Source organism: Frankia sp. BMG5.23 (genome assembly GCF_000685765.2).
GTDB lineage: Bacteria > Actinomycetota > Actinomycetes > Frankiales > Frankiaceae > Frankia > Frankia casuarinae.
In genome coordinates this window covers 30013-48881 of record NZ_JDWE01000026.1, presented here as the reverse complement: position 1 = coordinate 48881, position 18869 = coordinate 30013, and the positions used below count along the sequence as shown (strand labels likewise).

The following is an 18869-nucleotide window of genomic DNA, read 5'->3' as shown; positions in this document are numbered from 1 at the left end:
CGCGGGCCTGGCCTCCGGCCACCCGCCGGTGGGGTCCGGCTCCCCGTCGGGAAGACCTCCCGTTCAATACGCTCACCGCATGACCACCATCGTGCCCAGTACCGCCGCTCTCGCCGATCTCGATGTGGACGCGGTGGTGATCGCCACCGCCACCGGCGACGAGGGGCTCCTCGTAGCCGGTGGCGCGGCGGACCTGGACGCCGCGCTCGGCGGCAGGCTGACGCAGGTGCTTGCCTCGCTGGGCGCGACCGGCAAGGCCGGCGAGACGGTCCGCTTCGCCACCCTCGGTACCGTGCCCTGCGCGACGGTTCTCGCGGTCGGGCTGGGCCCCCTCGCCACGTCGTCCACGCCGATGTCCTCCACGCCGATGTCGTCCACGCCGATCGGCACCGAGGCACTACGCCGGGCGGCCGGGGTCGCGGTGCGCTCCCTCGCCGGGACCGCGCGGGTGGCCGTCGCTCTGGCGGCCGCGCCGGGCGCGGTCACGTCGGAGTCGGTGCGGGCCGTGGCCGAAGGCGCGTTGCTCGGCACCTACTCCTACGACGGGCTGCGCACCACGTCGGCGAACGGCCGCCCCCGCCCCGTCGAGGAGCTGACGGTGCTCGTCGACGAGCAGAGCCTCCCGACAGCGGAAGAGGAACTGCGCCGGGCCACCGTCGTCACGGATGCGGTCACCCTGGTCCGCGATCTGGTGAACACGCCGCCGAGCCATCTGTCCCCCGCCCTGCTCGCCGACATCGCCGTCGAGCGGGCCACCGCCGCCGGCGTGACGGTCGAGGTCCTCGACGAGGTGACGCTCGCCGAGGGCGGCTTCGGAGGCCTGCTCGGTGTCGGCCAGGGATCCGCGAATCCACCGCGGCTGGTGCGGCTGGAATGGCGCGGCGGTGGATCCGAGCGGCCGGCGCTGGCGCTGGTCGGCAAGGGCATCACCTTCGATTCCGGGGGGTTGTCCCTGAAGCCGTCGACCTCCATGGAATGGATGAAGACCGACATGGCGGGCGCGGCCGCGGTGCTCGGCACCGTCATCGCCGCGGCCCGGCTCAAGCTCCCGATCACTCTCACCGGCTGGATGCCCTGCGCGGAGAACATGCCCTCGGGCGACGCGATCCGCCCCTCCGACGTTCTCACCCTGCGCGGCGGCACCCGGGTGGAGGTGCTCAACACCGACGCCGAGGGCCGGCTGGTGCTCGCCGACGCCCTCGTCCGCGCCAACGAGGAGTCACCGGACCTGATCGTGGACGTGGCCACCCTGACCGGCGCACAGATCGTCGCCCTCGGCCACCGGACGAGCGGACTGATGGGTCGTGCGGCCGCGGTGGACGCGGTCGCGTCGGCGGCGGCCGCCGCCGACGAGAGCGTCTGGCCGATGCCCCTTCCGCCCGATCTGCGCAAGGGACTGGACTCGACGGTGGCCGACATCGCCAACGTGCCACCGGGAGGCAACCGAGACGGCGGCATGCTGGTCGCCGCGCACTTCCTCGCCTCGTTCGTCCCCGAGAAGGTGTCCTGGGCGCACATCGACATCGCCGGTCCCTCCTGGAACGGTGGAGAGCCCTACGGCCACACCCCCAAGGGAGGCACCGGCATGATCGTACGCACGCTCGTCCAGCTGGCGCAGGACCGCGCGACGACGACGGCCTCCCCCGGTTCGGCCACCGGTTCCCCGGCTGAGTCCCCGGCCGAGGGCTGACCTGCGGGGGAAGGTAGGTACACAATGGTTGCTGGCGCCTCGCGCAATGCAGCACAGTCACGCCCATCCGAGCGGCAGTGGGCTCACGACGTGAAAGACTGGCATCCGGTTGCCGTGGCTAGGCGAGCCGTGGCCTGACGCTCCTGCTTCGGCTGCCGCGCTCAGCGGTGGGAACGCCGTCGGGGGCGGCGGCCAACCGCGTCACCGGCTTTGTCACTCGACGTAGCAGACGCTACTAGTAACGCTCTCGGCACCACCGGCAAGACCACAGGATTCAACGAGAAGGGACCCCTGGCGTGGCGAATTCAGCGGCCGGTCCCGTCGACCTGGTCATCCTCGGTGGCGGCAGCGGCGGATACGCCGCCGCGCTGCGCGCCGCGGAACTCGACCTGAGCGTCGTTCTGATCGAGAAGGACAAGCTCGGCGGCACCTGCCTGCACCGAGGTTGCATCCCGACCAAGGCGCTGCTGCATTCGGCGGAGATCGTTGACAACATCAACGAAAGCGAGGCCTTCGGGGTTCGCTCGACCCTCGACGGCATCGACATGGCCGCGGTCAACTCCTACAAGGACTCGGTCATCGCCGGGCTCTTCAAGGGGTTGACCGGCCTGATCAAGTCCCGGGGGATCGAGGTCGTCGAGGGATTCGGCCGGCTGGTCTCCCCGACCGCCGTGGCCGTCGGCGACCGGGTCATCGAGGGTCGGCACGTCCTGCTCGCGACCGGTTCCTATTCCAAGACCCTGCCCGGCCTGGACATCGACCACGACAAGGTCATCACCAGCGATGACGCCCTGACCCTCGACCATGTGCCGGCCTCCGCGGTGGTACTGGGCGCCGGGGCCATCGGATGCGAGTTCGCCTCCGTCTGGCGGTCCTACGGGGCCGAGGTGACCATCGTCGAGGCGCTGCCGCACCTCGTCCCGCTCGAGGACGAGTCCAGCTCCAAGCTGCTGGAGCGTGCCTTCCGCAAGCGCGGCATCAAGCAGCATCTCGGCGCGCGGTTCTCCGGGGTGAAGTCCACCGACCAGGGCGTGACGGTGTCCCTCGAGAACGGGACCACCATCGAGGCCGAACTGCTGCTCGTCGCGGTCGGTCGTGGACCGGTCTCGGAAGGTCTCGGCTACGAGGAGGTCGGCATCGCGACCGACCGCGGCTATGTGCTGGTCGACCGTCAGCTACGCACGAACATTCCGACCGTGTCCGCGCTGGGCGACCTGCGGCCCGGGCTCCAGCTCGCCCACGTCGGCTTCGCCGAGGGCATCTTCGTCGCCGAGCAGCTTGCCGGGCTGGGCCCGGTGCCGGTCGACTACGACAACGTTCCGCGGGTCACCTACTCCCACCCGGAGGTGGCCTCGGTCGGCCTGACCGCCGCGGTCGCCAGGGAGCGGTACGGCGAGATCAAGACGGTCACCTACAACCTGGCGGGCAACGGCAAGTCCCAGATCCTCAGGACCTCCGGTGCGGTCACTGTGATCGCGGTCCCCGATGGTCCGGTGGTGGGCGTGCACATGGTCGGCGACCGGGTCGGCGAGCTCATCGCCGAGGCTCAGCTCATCACCAACTGGGAGGCGTTCCCCGCCGAGGTCGCCCAGCTCATCCACCCGCATCCCACGCTGTCCGAGGCTCTCGGCGAGGCGCATCTGGCGCTGGCCGGCAAGCCCCTTCACGTCCACGGTTAGCGGGCACCGCCCTGGATCGTGCCTGCCCGTGCCACCCCCGCGGCCCGATCCGCCCAGGATTCAGGCCACGCCAAGCATGAGCGCCTCCGGCCGGCCGCCCGCGCGGTGCAGATGCCGGACGCGACAAAGGAGTCGTTCCAGCATGTCTGTATCTGTCACAATGCCCCGGCTCGGGGAGAGTGTCTCCGAGGGAACCGTCACGCGGTGGCTGAAGCAGGAGGGTGAACGCGTCGAGGCCGACGAGCCACTGCTCGAAGTCAGCACCGACAAGGTCGACACCGAGATCCCCGCCCCCGCCTCCGGTGTCGTCAGCTCGATCAAGGTCGCCGAGGATGAGACCGTCGAGGTCGGCGTCGAGCTCGCGGTGATCGACGACGGGTCCGCGGGTGGCGGCACCGCACCGGCGCAGGCCACGCAGGCGCCCGCCGCGCCGGAGCCGGAACCCGAACCGGCGCCGGAACCCGTGAAGCCGGCTGCCGCGGCACCGCCGCCTCCGCCCACTCCGACGCCCGCACCCGCGCCGACGCCCGCACCCGCGCCGACGCCCGCACCCGCGCCGACGCCCGCGCCGGCACCGGCGTTCGCTCGTCAGCCGGAGCTCACCCCGGTCCCGGCCCAGACCCCGGCCGCCGCCAACGGGAACGGCGGCGGCATCGGTCGCTACGTCACCCCGCTGGTGCGCAAGATGGCCGCCGAGCTCGGCGTGGACCTGGGAACCGTGGCGGGAACCGGGCCGGGTGGACGCGTCACCAAGCAGGACATCCAGGACGCCGCGCGGCCGCGGGACGCGGCTCCCGCGGCGCAGGAGACTCCCGCGACCCCCCCCACAGCCCCGACAGCCCCAGCCGTGGCGCCGACCGTGGCGCCGACCGGCGCTGCCCCCGTCCGCGGCCAGACCGAGAAGCTCTCCCGCCTGCGGGCGTTGGTCGCTCGCCGCATGGTCGAGTCGCTGCAGATCAGCGCGCAGCTCACCACCGTGGTGGAGGCCGACGTCACCCGGATCGCGCGGCTGCGGGACCGGGCGAAGAGCGGCTTCCAGGCTCGGGAGGGCATCAAGCTGTCATTCCTGCCGTTCTTCGCCTTGGCGACCTGTGCGGCGCTGCGTGAGTTCCCGCAGCTCAACTCCAGCATCGACGTCGAGGCGGGCACGGTCACCTACCACGGAGAGGAGAACCTCGGCATCGCCGTGGACTCCGAGCGTGGTCTGGTCGTGCCCGTCATCCACAACGCCGGCGATCTCAACCTCATCGGGCTGGCCCGCAAGATCGACGACCTGGCGAGCCGCACCCGGGCCAACCGAATCTCGCCCGACGAGCTCGGCGGCGGCACCTTCACCCTGACGAACACCGGCAGTCGAGGCGCCCTGTTCGACACGCCGATCATCAACCAGCCGCAGGTGGGCATCCTCGGCACCGGCATCGTGACGAAGAAGCCGGCCGTCGTCGACGATCCGGAGCTGGGCGAGATCATCGCGGTTCGTTCGACGGTGTACCTGTCCCTCACCTACGACCACCGCATCGTCGACGGTGCCGACGCGGCTCGCTTCCTGGCCTTCACCAAGCACCGGCTGGAAAACGGAGCCTTCGAAGCCGAACTCGGCCTGTAGCCCGGTCACGGCCGGCTGACCGTCCGGTCAGCCGGCCGTGACCGGGACGTTCTCCGAGACCCGCCAACCGGAGCCGGTACGGATCAGGGTGAGGTCACGCCGTTCCGGCGACTTCGCCGCCTGATGCGCCAGCACCTTCCCCCCGGCGTCGAGGAAGTCGTAGGCGTTCAGGCGTTGGGTGACCCGCAGCACGGTGCGGTCCGGTTCCTCGACCCGGACCTTGAGATCGAGGATGTCGCTGCGCAGTGCCGAGGCATGCGCCCCCCTCGCGACCACCTGCCTCATCAGCGCGATATCCGAAGCGTGCAACTCACTACCCGCGGCATCAGACTCCGTCAGGAGGCTCTCGTCAGCCCGCTCGAACGCACGGCTGCGCGCGGTGTTCAACTCGGCGAGTACCGAACGCCAGACCTGCTCGGGCGACTGATTGGCGACCGGCGACGCCGTCGGTCCCCGCCCGGCCGCGGAGGCTGCACCGGTTGGTGGCACGGACGTCCCGGCCGCGCCGGGTGCATCGTCCTTCTCCGGGCTGGCCAGCAGCAACGCGACGGCCGCCACGACCACCAGCAGGCCCAGCCCGGCGGTCACCGGGAACAGCAAGCGCTGGCGGCGGGCTCCCACCCGACGCGGTCGGCGCGCGGAGGTCGGCCGGGTGCTCCGGCCCGGGGAGCCGAGGCCCCCCGGGGGCCTCGCGGGACCCGGGGAGCCCGAGGCGGTCGTGTGCCCGCGCGGACCTCGCTGCGTCCCCTGGCCGCTTCCGGTGGATCCGCCGGAACGCGGTGACCGCGGCCCCGGAGCAGCCGCACCCGGGGTGGCCGACCCCTTGCCCCCGGAGCCCCGACCGCCACCGCGGGCGGCCTTCCGAGGGTTGGTCGTCGCACGGGTCGATCGTCGGGGCGGTGGCGGCAACGAGTCGAGCAGCTCCGCGGCGTTGACGGCCGTCGCTCCGGTGATGGCCCGGTCGGGCGGGGCCGGATCGTCGGGCGGGTCCACCCAGGGGATCGCCGGCAGGGTGTCGGTCGGCGAGGGACCGCGCCGCGCCGCGCCACCCGGCTCGCCGCCGCCCACCTCGCCGCCGCCCGCCAGGCGGACCGGGAGCGGAGTCGCGCTGCGGGCCAGCGACGCGGCGAGTTCCAGGGCGCTCGGTCGCCGACGCGGGTCGTCGATCATGGCGGTCGCCACCGCCACCGCCACCGCGGCCGCGTCTGGCCCGGTGGCCTCACGCATCGCCCCGAGCAGCAGAGTGGCCAGGTCATGGACGTCCGCGGACGCGGCCTCGGGTGGAATCGGATCCGGTCTGGCGGCGTCGGCCAGCGCCGCGACCCCGAGCCCGATCAGAACCGGACGACCGTTCGGCTCCAACAGGATGTCCGCACGCTCGAGCCGGCCATGCACGACGCCGACGGCGTGCGCGGCGGCCAGGGCCTGCGCGATCGGCAGACCGATCGTGACGACCTCACCGGGGTCCAGGTCCCCGCGGGCGGCGAGCAGCCGCGCGAGGCTGACACCGCCGACGACCGGCTCGGTGATCAACGCCAGGCCCTCCGCGGTCGGCAACACCGCCACGACCGGCACCAGATGGGGATGCTCCAGGTCCACGAGGGCCCGGGCCGCGATGACCGCCGCGGAACGCAGCACCGGGTCCGGCGCCAACCGCACCCGCCGCACCACGCACTCGATTCCGGACTGGTCGAACTGACCCGACCAGAGCTCTCCAGAGCCGGCGTCCCGCAGGCGGGAACGCATGCTCACCCCCGGGACCTCGGGTACGCCGCCGACGCGCCGGGCCGGCCTGTCCGCGGAATCGTCGGTGAAGGTCACAAGAAGCGACGCTAGGCTCAAACCGGTCCGGTCTGCCTACCTCTTCGTCCGGTTGTGGATAACTTTTTACGATCCACCGCGGGGTATGCGATCGACGACCGTCACATGCGACAGCCTTCAGAGAGCGACGAACCCGTGCAGATCCTCGCCACCAGCGGTGGCTTCCTTCCGGACGGCCGCTACGGAGCCAAGGTCGGTCCCATCCTCCATCACGCCATCAGTCTGTCCGCGGCGGGCGCACGGCCCCGGGTCTGCCTGCTGCAGACCGCCCTGGGCGACGACCAGGCCGCCTACGCCCGCGGGTACGCGGCGTTCAACCGCGACCGGCCCGACGTGCTGCTCTCCCATCTCACGCTGTTCCCGATGCCGAACATCGCCGACATCCGCGCCCATCTGCTGGCGCAGGACGTCGTCTGGGTCGGCGGGGGCAGCGTCGCCAACCTGCTCGCGGTCTGGGCCGTGCACGGGCTCGGTGAGATCTTCCGAGAGGCGTGGGAGGCGGGGGTCGTGCTCGGTGGAGTCTCCGCCGGTTCACTGTGCTGGCATGTGGGCGGCACCACCGACTCCTTCGGCCCGGCTCTCCGCCCGGTGACGAACGGCCTCGGCCTGCTGCCCTTCAGCAACACCCCGCACTACGACTCGGAGGCCAGCCGGCGGCCGCTGTTCCAGCGGCTGGTCGCCGAGGGCACGCTGCCGGCCGGATGGGCGACCGACGACGGAGTGGGTCTGCACTTCCACGGCACCGATCTCGTCGAGGCGGTGGCCGACCGGCCCGGGGTGCACGCCTGGCGGGTCGAACGCGGTCCGGACGGCACCGCCGTGGAGACCGCGGTGGTGCCCCGCCTGCTACCCGCGGTGCCCCGCGACTGAGCCGGCAGGCTTATGATTGTGGATGTTCTCGGCTTTCCGCGGCCTCCCACCGCGAAGCATGGGACAGACAGCGCTTCCTCGCCAAAATCCGCTTGGCCGCGGAGCCTCCCCTCCTTCGAACCGGTCGCCGAGCAAGCTGAGCAGATGGAGCTGGTGGTATGACCGCCGTCGCCCCCGAGGGTCGCCCGCTGCTGCGCATCGAGGCCCGTAATGCGCAGACGCCGATCGAACGCAAGCCATCGTGGATCAGGACTCGGCTGCGCACCGGTCCGCAGTACCAGGACGTCAAGGGGCTGGTCCAATCGGCCGGGCTGCACACGGTGTGCGAGGAAGCCGGCTGTCCCAACATCTACGAATGCTGGGAGGACCGCGAGGCGACCTTCCTGATCGGCGGGGAGGTCTGCACCCGCCGCTGCGACTTCTGCCAGATCGACTCCGGGCGGCCTGCCCCGCTCGACCATGACGAGCCGCGCCGGGTGGCGGAGTCCGTCGCCACCATGGGCCTGCGGTACGCGACGGTCACCGGAGTCGCTCGGGACGACCTCGCGGACGGCGGCTCGTGGCTGTACGCGGAGACGGTCCGCCAGATCCACGCACGCTCGGCCGATACCGGCGTGGAGGTCCTGATCCCGGACTTCGGCGGCCGGCCCGACCAGTTGGGCGAGGTGTTCGAGGCGGCGCCCGAGGTACTCGCCCACAACCTCGAAACCGTACCCCGGATCTTCAGGCGGATCCGGCCGGCGTTCCGGTACGAGCGCTCACTCGACGTGCTGCGCCAGGCCCGCCAGGCCGGGCTGGTCACGAAGTCGAACCTCATCCTGGGTCTGGGTGAGACGGCGGAGGAGATCCACACGGCCCTGCGGGATCTGCGGTCGGCGGGGTGTGAGCTGCTCACCGTGACCCAGTACCTGCGCCCGACGCCGCGGCACCATCCGGTCGAGCGGTGGGTGCGGCCGGAGGAGTTCCTCGACTGGGGACGTGTCGGCGCGGAGCTCGGGTTCTCCGGGGTGATGTCCGGTCCGCTCGTCCGGTCTTCCTACCGGGCCAGCCGCCTCTACCAGCAAGCGATGACGGCACGTGACCAGGACCGCAGCGAAATGTCCGTTCCCCCGGAAAGTGTGTCGGAGAACTCTCACGGGCAACGGCCGAGTCCGTGGTGACCATTCCTCGAAGCGGCTAGAATTAGCTTAGCGTTACCCCCTCGTTACATGGGGGTCATCCTCTTCGCCCATCATCGAGGTGTGTGCCCACGACCGTGCCGGGAGGTCGTTCCCATCGTGCTCCGTTCACTGCTCAGCGTTCTCGAAGAAGTGACCCTGCTGCTGCTGCCGCACGGAGGTCAGAAGACCGCGCGTCGTAACGCCTGGCGGGCGGCCACCGATCTGCACGTGACGACCGGCTATCGATGGATGGATACCACCGTGCCGCTTTCGGTCACGTCGGTCACGCCCGCGCCACCCCGAGTCACCACCCCGGGCCGCCGCCCCGCGTCCGCGCGCGGTCGCCGCCCAGCCCTGATCCGCGTCACGCCCTGATCACGCCCGACAGTCAGATCCGCCGGACTTCCCGCCGGCCAACGGCGATCAGCGGGCGCGGGACGAGCATGCCGCTGGCCAGGAGGCCGTAGGCTCGCGGTCATGGCACTGAAGAAGAAGCCGACGGACGCCCCGGGGCCGGCGGCCCCTGGGGCGGCGGGGAAGGACCAGTCGGCGGGCGCAGCCGACAAGAACGGCGCGGCTGGCAGACGCGGCACCAATCCTGGCGCCGCGGGGAAGACCCCCGGTGCGGCCGGCAAGGGTGGCGCGGCCGGTCGGAACGGCCGCAGCGGCGAGGCGGGACCGGGAAAGGGATTCACCACTCGGGTCGCCCAACTCCGGATGATCTACAAGGTCACCCGGCAACGCGATCCCCGGGCGCTCTGGATCACCCTGGCGGGCTTCCTCGCTCCGGTCGCCGTCGGCATTGTGCCCGCAATCTTCGTCGGTCCGCTGTACCTGTGGATTCCGATCGCCCTTCTGCTCGGGGTGGTCGTCTCCCTGAACCTGTTCAGCCGGCGGGTGCAGCGGACCGCCTACGCCGAGATGGAAGGCAAACCGGGCGCCGCCGCCGGAGTGATCGAACGGATGCGGGGAGAGTGGCGCCTCACCCCCGCCGTCGGCGTCAACCGGCATCAGGATGTGGTGCACCGTGTCGTCTGCCGGGCCGGGGTCGTGATCATCGCGGAGGGTCACGGGCGTGGCCCGCGGGAACTGCTCGCCGCCGAGAAGCGCCGGATCCGCAAGGCGGTCGGCGACACGCCGGTGACCGACATCATCATCGGTACCAGTGAGGGGGAGACTCCCCTACCCAAGCTGCAGAGCACCCTGATGCGGCTGCGGCGCACCCTGCGCCGCAGCGAGGTCGATGCCCTTGACCGTCGCCTGCGGGCGATGGGCGGCGCGGCGCTGCCGATCCCGAAGGGACCGATCCCCCGCAACATCCCGCGCGGCGGCCGCATCCGATAGCGCCGCCGCCAGGCGTGGTCCGCTGTGCGGCCCACGGTGGCCCACCCCGAAGCCCCGAAGTGGAGGGGATCCGCGCTACTTCTCGGGGCCGGGCTTCTCGGGGTCGCGCACCACCACGGTCCCGGCGGCGCGATCGTGAAGGCCGCGTAGGTCACGGTCCCAGATGAACACCGGGATGAACAGGCCCAGCAGAACGGTACGCACGACGATCCACGGCCAGGACTGCCGACCGCAGTCACGCAGCCGGATCACGCGGATGCCGGCCAGCCGCATGCCGATCGTCTGACCGGCCGTACCGACGAGGATCAGCTCCTCGAGCAGGAAGAGCGCGTAGATCGCGAGGCCACGCGCGTCTGCGGCGTAGCTCAGTCCGACGATGTACAGCACGCCGACGATCAGGTTCGCGACGACCGCGTCCACGAGGTAGGCCAGCAGACGCGGGCCGAACCCGACCACGGATCCTCGGCCGTCCCGCGGCAACCCGAGGCGTACCCCGGGCGGGGTGTCCCGTGGCAGACCTGGCCCGTCAAGCCAGCCTCCAAGTGCTCGTCCCACGACGCAAGCTTATGTGGCACCGCAACATGCACCCAACTCATCACGTTGAGTGATGAAGTGGGTTTCGGTAACGCTACGGAAACCATCCCGTGATGTCGTACACCGATGACCTGGTGACCGGAGACACGCCAACATGGCGTAACCTGTGGGCCTAAGAAGCGTGACGCGATGCTGGAGGACGAATGTTCACAAAAGCAGAAGACGTGCTTCGCTATATCCGGGACGAAGACGTTCAGTTCATCGATGTCAGGTTCTGCGATCTTCCCGGGATCATGCAGCACTTCACCATCCCGACCCAGGTCTTCGCGGAGTCGGTGTTCACCGAAGGCCTGATGTTCGACGGCTCGTCGATCCGCGGCTTCCAGGCCATCCACGAGTCCGACATGCTGCTGCTACCGGACCCGCACACCGCTTTCGTGGACCCCTTCCGCGAGCACAAGACCCTCGCCATGACGTTCTTCATCCATGACCCGATCACCAAGGAACAGTACTCCCGGGACCCGCGCAACATCGCCAAGAAGGCGGAGGCCTATCTCCGGGGCACCGGCGTCGCGGACACCGCGTATTTCGGTCCGGAGGCGGAGTTCTACATCTTCGACGATGTCCGTTATGACTACAACCCCTACGGGTCGATGCACCAGGTCGACTCGGTCGAGGCCGCCTGGAACACCGCCCGGAAGGAAGAGGGCGGAAACCTCGGGTACAAGCCGAGGTTCAAGGGCGGCTACTTCCCGGTGCCGCCCACGGACCACTTCACCGACCTGCGTTCCGAGATGACCCGGGTGCTCTACGAGACGGGTATCACCGTCGAGATGCAGCACCACGAGGTCGGCACCGCGGGCCAGGCGGAGATCGACATCAGGTACGACACGCTCCTGAAGACCGCCGACAACCTGATGCTCTACAAGTACGTCATCCGCAACGTCGCCCGCGGCCGCGGCAAGACCGTCACCTTCATGCCGAAGCCGCTGTTCGAGGACAACGGATCCGGTATGCACGTCCACTCCAGCCTGTGGAAGGACGGGGAGCCACTCTTCTACAGCCCGAACGGGTACGGCGGTCTCTCGGACACCGCCCGCTACTACATCGGGGGGCTGCTGCACCACGCCCCGGCGCTGCTGGCCTTCACCAACCCCACCACGAACTCCTACCGTCGGCTCGTGCCCGGCTACGAGGCACCCGTCAACCTGGTCTACTCGGCCCGCAACCGGTCAGCGTGCTGCCGCATCCCGCTCAGCGGTGACTCGCCGAAGGCCAAGCGGGTCGAGTTCCGCGTGCCGGATCCGAGCTGCAACCCGTATCTCGCCTTCGCCGCGATTCTGATGGCGGGACTCGACGGCGTGCGGAACAAGATTGATCCGCCGGACCCGATCGACAAGGATCTCTACGACCTCCCGCCGGACGAGTTGGCCGCGGTTCCCCAGGTCCCGGGTTCGCTGGAGAAGGTGCTCGATGCGCTGGAGGCGGACAACGAGTTCCTGCGGGAGGGCGACGTCTTCACCGCGGATCTGATCGAGACCTGGCTGGACTACAAGCGGGTCAACGAGGTCGACGCCATCCGCCTGCGGCCGCATCCATACGAGTTCACCCTCTACTACGACATCTGACGCCCAGCCGTAAGGTTCCGGCCATTGACCCATCGCCGGGCCTCGGGCGATCCGGCGGGCACCGAGGCGGTGACCGCGACCGGGTCCCGGACAGGTGCGGCACCGGTGAACCGCGGGGGTCGGTCACGCTCTTGAGGCGGGGAGCCCTGATTGACCCCTGCGGTTCGTCTGGGCCTTCGCCGCGGCGCCAGAAGGCCTCTTCGAGCCGGGGACGCGTGCGGAAACCAGGTCCCGCCGCCACCTCCGGGCGGAGACCGGCCGAAGGTCCGCCGCTGTCCACCAAGCGCCGGCGAGCGCCGGAAAGATCGCGAACAGGAGATGCCCGGACCCTTTCCCGGGATACCAGGCGAAACCCCGAACCCACATTGAAAATTAGTATACCAATTCCCCGAGGCCCTACTTCGACGACGTCGGAGGCGGGCCTCACGTATATGCGGAACGGCGCGGTCCAGAATACCGGCCATCTCCCTCCGCCGCCCGCCGGGACACCACGACACAAAAGCGGAGTCGGGGACCCCGAAAATCCCGGACGGCAGCCGGCCCCGATCGCCCAGAGCCAGCCTTTCGTGACATAGCAGAGACCAAAAATTAACAATCGCGGAACAGGAAGGTAACTGGGCACGACAAGGCTCCGGTCGAACCCTCCCGTCATTCGCGGCCTGGGTCGGCTGGCCAGGCCGATCACGAAGTCGCTCCGTAACGTGCAGGATCAACCACGGGGAGTATGAGTGAGTTATCAGGCCGAGTACATCTGGATCGACGGCACCGAGCCCGAGCCGCTGATGCGCAGCAAGACCCGCATCATCAGGGACGGTAAGGAACCGGAGATCTGGGGCTTCGACGGCTCGAGCACCAACCAGGCGCCCGGATCGAACTCGGACTGCGTGCTGCGGCCCGTCTTCGTCACGCCCGACCCGCTGCGGGGTGGCGACAACCTCCTGGTGCTCTGCGAGGTCGAGCTGACCGACTTCACGCCGCACCCGACGAACACCCGGGCCGCCGCCCGGACCGTCGCCGAGAAGTACGCCGACATGACGCCGATGTTCGGCATCGAGCAGGAGTACACCTTCTTCAAGGACGGCCGTCCCTACGGCTGGCCGGAGGTCGGCTACCCCGCGCCGCAGGGACCGTACTACTGTGGCGTCGGCGGCTCGAAGATGCCCGGCCGCCAGATCGTCGAGAGGCACGCGCAGGCCTGCCTCGACGCCGGTCTCGCCATCGAGGGCACCAACGCCGAGGTCATGATGGGCCAGTGGGAGTTCCAGATCGGCGTGCTCCCCGCCCCGGCGATCGGCGACCAGATCTGGTTGGGCCGCTGGCTGCTCCACCGGATCGCCGAGGACTACGGCGTCGAGGTGTCGTTCGCCGCCAAGCCGATCCCGGGCGACTGGAACGGCGCCGGCGCGCACACCAACTTCTCCACCAGGCAGACGATGGAGGGCTGGGACGCCATCGTCGCCTGCTGCGAGGCGCTCGGCACCCGGGTGCTGGAGCACGTGACCCACTACGGTCACGGCATCCAGGACCGGCTGACCGGTAAGCACGAGACAGCTCCGTGGAACAAGTTCTCCTGGGGCGCCTCCGACCGCGGCGCGTCGATCCGCATTCCGTGGGCTGTCGAGAAGGCCAAGAAGGGCTGGCTGGAAGACCGCCGCCCGAACGCGAACATGGACCCGTACCTGGTCTCCGCGCTCATGATCGACACCTGCTGCAGCGCCTTGGCCGGCGACAAGCCGACGCTGTTCGTGCCGTCCCAGACCACCCCGACCCCGGCCGAGGCGACCGTCTGACGAACGGTCACCATCCCGGAGTACAGGCGGCCGTGGCGGTGCTCCCGACGACACGACCGCCTGCCGCCCGGTCTTACGGTGGCGCGGTTCCGGCACCACCGGACGTACTAGCCGAAATCCGCGGTCCGCTCGCGCGCGAACACCTCCTCGACGACGGCGCGGGCCAGCGCCGCCGACCGGCGGTGCTCGGCGACGAGCTCGCCGGCCCGGTCGGAGGGGTATCCCGCCGCGCTCGCCATCGCCTCCAGACCGGGCGGGCGGTCGGGGACGACGTCCGGACGCGGCCAGCCGGCCAGCGTGCTCGCGTTGCGGATGCGGGAGGCGGACATCCAGGCCGCGCGCAGGATCTCCGCCTCGCTCGCGTCGAGCAGACCGGCGACGACCGCGGCCCCCAGGCCTTCGAGCGTCGACGTCGTGCGCAGCGTGGGAATCTGCCGGCCGTGGCGCAACTGGAGGATCTGCACCGCCCATTCCACGTCGGTCAGCCCCCCGGGGCCGAACTTCAGGTGCAGCGTACGATCGACTCCCCGTGGGATCCGTTCCCGCTCCATCCGCCCGCGCAGGCGGATGATCTCGTCCAGGGCGCCCGCGGGAAGCGTGGTCGGGTAACGCACCATGTCCGCCAGCCGGCAGAACCGGTAGGCGAGCCCGGGATCACCGGCCAGGGGCTCCGCCCGCAGCAGCGCCTGCGACTCCCACTCCTGCGACCACCGTTGGTAGTAGGCCGCGTACGCCTCCAGCGTGCGCGAGGCCGGGCCGCTGCGCCCCTCCGGACGCAGCGCCGTGTCCAGGCGCAGCGCCGGATCGGGTCCGGGAACGGCCAGCAGCCGGTGCAGCTCACCGACCACCTCGGCGACGGCCCTGCTCGCCCGGTCCGCCGACGCTCCTGGCCTGGCCTCGTGCACGAACAGCACGTCGGCGTCGCTGCCGTAGGACATCTCCGCGCCGCCGAGCCGGCCCATCGCGATCATCGAGATCCGCGCCGGCAACGACTCCGGGTCACCTCCGGCGACCCTGCGCTCGGCGACGAGCAGGGACGCGGCAATGGTGGCGGCCGCGGCGTCCGCCAGCGCCCGGCCCACGGCTGCGACGTCCTGCAGGCCGAGCAGGTCCGCGCAGGCGACCCGGACCAGTTCGACGCGGCGCACCGCCCGGGCCCGCCCGACGGCCTCCTCCCAGTCGGGGTTGCGGTGGGCGATCGCCACCATGGTCCGGACCAGTGCCTCCCGCGGCACCGGGACGAGATCGTCCTCGGTGCGCAGCAGCCGCACCGACTCCGGCGCACGGGCCATCAGGTCCGCCACGTACCGGCTGGTCGCGAGCACCCGGGCGAGCCGGTACGCGGCGCCGGCAGAGTCCCGCAGCAGCCGCATATACCACGGGGTACGCCCGAGTGCCTCGCTGACCCGCCGATAGGCCAGCAGCCCGGCGTCGGGATCGGGGGCGTCGGCGAAGGTGGGCAGCATCGTCGGCAACAGGTGGCGTTGGATCGCGGCCGTCCGGCTCACCCCGCTGGTCAGCGCCTCGATATGGCGCAACGACCGGTCCGGCGCGGCGAAGCCGAGCGCGGCCAGCCGGTCGGCCGCCTCCTGGGGGGTGAGGCGGATCTCCTCCGTCGACAGGCGGGCGACCGCCTCCAGCAACGGCTGGTAGAAGAGCTTCTCGTGCAGCGATCGGACGGATCGGACCACCCGAGCGTGGGCCTCCTCGAACGCCTCCGCCGTGCGCAACCCCATCGACCGGGCCAGCCAGCGCAGCTCGGTGGAATCCCGGGGCAGCGTGTGCACCCGGCGCAGCCGTTGCAGCTGAAGGCGGTGCTCGGCGTTACGGAGAAAACGGTAGGCGTCGGCGAGCCCGGCCGCGTCGCGCCGACCGACGTAGCCGCCGCGGGCCAGACCGTCGATGGCGCCCAGGGTGGAGGCGACCCGCAGCTTGGCATCCACCCGGCCGTGGACGAGTTGCAGCAGCTGGACGGCGAACTCGACGTCGCGCAGGCCGCCCGGGCCCAGCTTGAGATTGCGCTCCGCCTCCGCGCGGGACAGTGTCGACTCCACCCTGCGCCGCATCGCCCGCACGTCGGCCACGAAGCCGGGACGGGAGGCCGCCGTCCACACCATGGGCGCGACCATCGCGCAGAACTCGGCGCCCAACGCCAGGTCTCCCGCGATCGGGCGGGCCTTGAGTAACGCCTGGAACTCCCAGGTCCGGGCCCAGCGACGGTAGTAGGCGTGGTGGCTGGCGAGCGTGCGGACCAGGGCACCGTCCCGGCCCTCCGGGCGAAGCCCCACATCGACCTGGAACAGCGCACCGGCAGCGGTGACGGTGCCGGCGGCCCGGACCAGCCCCTCCGCCAGCCGCGTCGCCGCCGTCAGTACCGCCGGCCCGGCCGGTTCCGCCCCGCTCTTCCCCCCGTTCGCCGTACCGTTCGCCGCATCGCGCGGTGCCGTCGGCTCGGCGACGAACACAACATCGACGTCGCTGACGTAGTTCAGTTCCCGTCCGCCGCACTTGCCCATGCCGATCACGGCGAGCCGGACCGGGGGCAGCCGCGGGTCGAGCCCGGCACGGGCGACCGCCAGCGCCGCGTCCAGCGCGAATCCTGCCAGATCGGCGAGTTCGGCCGTGGCCTCGTCGAGTGGCACCGCGCCGGTCAGGTCCCGCGCCGCGAGGACCAGCAGCGCCCTGCGGTACGCGATCCGCAGGGCGTCGAGGATCTGGGGACCGTCGCCCGCCGCCCGGGGCGCCGGATCGTCCTGATCCGCGCCGACCGCGCGCAGCAGACCCGCCCGCACGCTCGCCGCATCCGGCGGGGTGGTGACCACCTCGTCGGCTTCCAGGATGCGCCAGTCCGCCGGATGGCGGGCAAGATGATCGCCAAGCGCGATGCTCGCGCCGAGCACGGCGGCGAGCCGGTCCCGCAGCCCCTCGTGGCGGGCCAGCGCGCCGACGAGGGCCGCGCCCCCGGCCGGGCCGAGGGCGTCCACGAGCCGGTCCAGCGCGGCGAGAGCCCGGTCCGGATCGGCCGCGGCCGCCAGCGAGCCGGCCACGACATTGGCCTCGAGCCGTTCCTCGCGCACGATTCCCACGGTGGCGGGACCGGGCAGGACATCCCTGCCGGCGGTGGGCGGCTGGACGGCCGGAGTGAGCAGGCCGAGGCGGCGCATCGTCGTCTCGACCCGGTCGACGTCGGTGAAGCCGAGCCGCGCGAGCTGCGCGGCGACCGAACTCCCCCGCGGATGGGCCGGGACCGATCCCGCCCCGACTGGTCCCGGCCCGACCGTGGGGGGCCGGGTGCCGGTCCGCCCGGTCATAGCACCGGCAGGTACCGGTCGATCTCGAACGGGGTCACCTGCCGACGGTATTCCAGCCACTCGGCCCGCTTGTTCCGCAGGAAGAAGTCGAACAACTCGTCGCCGAGGGTCTCCCGCACAAGCGCGGAATGCTCCATCACCTTGACCGCCTCGGCGAGCGAGCCGGGCAGGGCGGTGATCCCGCGCTCACGGCGCTGCGTGTCGGTGAGCGTCCAGACATCGTCCGCCGAAGCCGGTGGCAGCTCATAACCGCCCTGGACACCCCGCAGGCCGGCTGCCAGCACCAGGGCGAAGGTGAGATACGGGTTGCACGCGCTGTCCGGCAGCCGGAACTCCACCCGGGTGGCGTTGGATTTGTGGAGCTTGTAGAGCGGAACCCGCACGAGCGCCGAACGGTTGTTGTGGCCCCAGCACACATAGGCCGGCGCCTCCAGCACCTCGCCGACCCGCTGGTCGCCGATGAGCCGCTTGTAGGAGTTCACCCACTGGTTGGTCACCGCGGTGATTTCGGCGGCGTGCGCGAGGAGCCCGGCGATGAAGGCCTTCGCCACCTTGGACAGCTGATAGTCGTCGGTCGGGTCGTGAAAGGCGTTACGGTCGCCCTCGAAAAGGCTCAGATGGGTGTGCATCCCCGACCCGGCCTGGTTACCGAACGGCTTGGGCATGAAGGTGGCGTAAATACCCTGCCGCAACGCCACCTCCCTGACCACCTGGCGGAAGGTCATGATGTTGTCGGCGATGGTGAGGGCGTCGGCGTAGCGAAGATCGATCTCCTGCTGGCCGGGGGCCACCTCGTGGTGGCTGAACTCCACCGAGATGCCCAGCCGTTCGAGCATGCTGATGGCCTGTTGCCGGAAATCATGGCTGATGTCATTGGGGGTCAGGTCGAAGTAGCCTGATTCGTCCACCGGCGGGGGCACCGGGCCACCCCGCTTCGGCGGCTCCCTGAGCAGGAAGAACTCGATCTCCGGATGGGTGTAGAACGTGAACCCCGCGTCGGCCGCCCTGGCCAGCGCGCTCCGCAGCACCCAGCGCGAGTCGGCGGCGGCGGGCGTGCCGTCCGGCATCACGAGGTCGCAGAACATCCGGGCCGTAAGCGGATGTTCACCGCGCCAGGGAAGCACCTGGAAGGTGGAGGGGTCGGGCCGGGCCAGCATGTCGGCCTCGTGTACCCGCGCAAAGCCCTCAATGGCGGATCCGTCGAAACCGATACCCTCCGCCAGCGCCCCCTCCAGCTCCGCGGGGGCGATCTCCACCGACTTCAGGTACCCGAGTACGTCGGTGAACCAGAGCCGAACGAAGCGGATGTCCCGCTCCTCCAGAGTCCGGAGAACGAACTCCTGCTGTTTGTCCATAGTGCCTCCGCGCTGAGGATGTGGACTCGACGATACGGGCCACCCGATGTGCTTATCCCGACCCTAGCGACTACATCCGTT

Annotated in this window: 13 protein-coding genes; 9 read left to right on the top strand and 4 right to left on the bottom strand. The window is 70.6% G+C overall.

The annotated features are described in order from the left end of the window. The first annotated feature begins 79 nt into the window (after window positions 1-79). The 3 genes from BMG523DRAFT_RS13410 to sucB all read left to right on the top strand — a co-directional run bounded on the left by BMG523DRAFT_RS13410 (window position 80) and on the right by sucB (window position 4975). Window positions 80-1690, top strand: a complete 1611-nt coding sequence (locus BMG523DRAFT_RS13410) for a leucyl aminopeptidase (protein ID WP_023842024.1) — start codon at window positions 80-82, stop codon at window positions 1688-1690. A 296-nt stretch (window positions 1691-1986) separates the two neighbouring features. Then, a complete protein-coding gene (gene lpdA / locus BMG523DRAFT_RS13405) occupies window positions 1987-3369 on the top strand; it encodes a dihydrolipoyl dehydrogenase (RefSeq protein ID WP_011437519.1) in 1383 nt (460 codons plus the stop codon). Window positions 3370-3511: 142 nt separating this feature from the next. Next, window positions 3512-4975, top strand: a complete 1464-nt coding sequence (gene sucB / locus BMG523DRAFT_RS13400) for a 2-oxoglutarate dehydrogenase, E2 component, dihydrolipoamide succinyltransferase (protein ID WP_011437520.1) — start codon at window positions 3512-3514, stop codon at window positions 4973-4975. 27 nt (window positions 4976-5002) lie between these two features. Here the strand turns inward: sucB and BMG523DRAFT_RS13395 are convergent, their stop codons facing one another. Further along, the gene (locus BMG523DRAFT_RS13395) at window positions 5003-6796 is read right to left on the bottom strand and encodes a protein kinase (RefSeq protein ID WP_235463132.1); all 1794 of its coding nucleotides are present in this window, start codon (window positions 6794-6796) and stop codon (window positions 5003-5005) included. A 135-nt stretch (window positions 6797-6931) separates the two neighbouring features. Between BMG523DRAFT_RS13395 and BMG523DRAFT_RS13390 the strand changes: the two genes are divergently transcribed. The 4 genes from BMG523DRAFT_RS13390 to BMG523DRAFT_RS13375 all read left to right on the top strand — a co-directional run bounded on the left by BMG523DRAFT_RS13390 (window position 6932) and on the right by BMG523DRAFT_RS13375 (window position 10170). Then, window positions 6932-7666, top strand: coding sequence for a peptidase E (locus BMG523DRAFT_RS13390; RefSeq protein ID WP_023841807.1), 735 nt, complete (start codon window positions 6932-6934; stop codon window positions 7664-7666). Window positions 7667-7824: 158 nt separating this feature from the next. Continuing rightward, window positions 7825-8826, top strand: a complete 1002-nt coding sequence (lipA, locus tag BMG523DRAFT_RS13385) for a lipoyl synthase (protein ID WP_011437523.1) — start codon at window positions 7825-7827, stop codon at window positions 8824-8826. A gap of 117 nt (window positions 8827-8943) precedes the next feature. Further along, window positions 8944-9201, top strand: a complete 258-nt coding sequence (locus BMG523DRAFT_RS13380; protein ID WP_023841806.1) for a hypothetical protein — start codon at window positions 8944-8946, stop codon at window positions 9199-9201. Window positions 9202-9303: 102 nt separating this feature from the next. After that, entirely contained in the window at window positions 9304-10170 is an 867-nt protein-coding gene (locus BMG523DRAFT_RS13375; protein WP_011437525.1) for a DUF4191 domain-containing protein, read from the top strand. Window positions 10171-10245: 75 nt separating this feature from the next. Here BMG523DRAFT_RS13375 and BMG523DRAFT_RS13370 read toward each other — a convergent pair whose 3' ends face one another. After that, window positions 10246-10725 (bottom strand): RDD family protein, encoded by a 480-nt coding sequence (locus tag BMG523DRAFT_RS13370; RefSeq protein ID WP_082456814.1) that lies wholly within the window; start codon window positions 10723-10725, stop codon window positions 10246-10248. 182 nt (window positions 10726-10907) lie between these two features. Here BMG523DRAFT_RS13370 and glnA point away from each other — a divergent pair, with 182 nt between their 5' ends. Together glnA and glnII are read left to right on the top strand one after the other, a co-directional pair. Continuing rightward, window positions 10908-12332 (top strand): type I glutamate--ammonia ligase, encoded by a 1425-nt coding sequence (glnA, locus tag BMG523DRAFT_RS13365; protein WP_011437527.1) that lies wholly within the window; start codon window positions 10908-10910, stop codon window positions 12330-12332. Between the two features lie 728 nt (window positions 12333-13060). Next, the gene (gene glnII / locus BMG523DRAFT_RS13360; protein ID WP_011437528.1) at window positions 13061-14122 is read left to right on the top strand and encodes a glutamine synthetase GlnII; all 1062 of its coding nucleotides are present in this window, start codon (window positions 13061-13063) and stop codon (window positions 14120-14122) included. Window positions 14123-14229: 107 nt separating this feature from the next. On the opposite strand, the gene BMG523DRAFT_RS13355 is transcribed toward glnII, so the two are convergent. Both BMG523DRAFT_RS13355 and BMG523DRAFT_RS13350 read right to left on the bottom strand, forming a co-directional pair. Next, on the bottom strand, window positions 14230-17433 hold the full coding sequence (locus tag BMG523DRAFT_RS13355) for a bifunctional [glutamine synthetase] adenylyltransferase/[glutamine synthetase]-adenylyl-L-tyrosine phosphorylase (protein WP_011437529.1): 3204 nt from the start codon (window positions 17431-17433) through the stop codon (window positions 14230-14232). Continuing rightward, window positions 17430-18788, bottom strand: a complete 1359-nt coding sequence (locus tag BMG523DRAFT_RS13350) for a glutamine synthetase family protein (RefSeq protein ID WP_011437530.1) — start codon at window positions 18786-18788, stop codon at window positions 17430-17432. The genes BMG523DRAFT_RS13355 and BMG523DRAFT_RS13350 overlap by 4 nt, the downstream gene beginning before the upstream one ends. Between the last annotated feature and the right edge of the window lie 81 nt (window positions 18789-18869).